Source organism: Pantoea sp. E956-1 (genome assembly GCF_982223955.1).
In genome coordinates, this window is the sequence record NZ_CEUYZP010000067.1 from 1 (window position 1) to 451 (window position 451).

A 451-nucleotide genomic window follows, 5' to 3' on the forward strand; every position below is an offset into this window, starting at 1 on the left:
ATCAACTCAACGCCCGCGATGAAATCATCGAGCAGTTCCTGGAGGACGTTCTCTAATGTTTACCAACCGCGTAAGACAGGCCATCGCGGCCACCCTGCAAGGCCTGCCGTTGTCGGCGACCGTTGAGGAATTCACCCCGCCGAAAATCGAATTCGACATGGAAGAGATGCGCGGCGGGCGCTTCATCGTCGAAGAAATGGCCAAGGGCGGCAAAGCGCTCGGCGCCAAGCTGACCCGGCAAGGTCTCGGTGCCGAAGTACTGCTGGCGCTGGGCGTGAAGCTCGGCGACGACATTCTGTTGAACGTGCGTGAAGCCGGTCAGGATCAGGATGGCAACACCTGGTTCACCTACCACACCGTCGGCGGCCAGTTGAAATCCCTTGAGGAAACCGCAGTGAAAATGGGCGAGAAGCCCAAGACCAATCTGGAACTGTCCTGCCGCACCTACAAC

Annotated in this window: 1 protein-coding gene; it reads left to right on the forward strand. The window is 58.8% G+C overall.

Annotation, left to right across the window (positions count from 1 at the left end; all coding sequences use genetic code 11):
- Positions 1-55: 55 nt before the first annotated feature.
- Positions 56-451, forward strand: a 396-nt coding sequence (locus tag AC0T7J_RS25285; RefSeq protein WP_473798509.1) for a phage major tail tube protein, incomplete at its 3' end; no start/stop codon positions are given.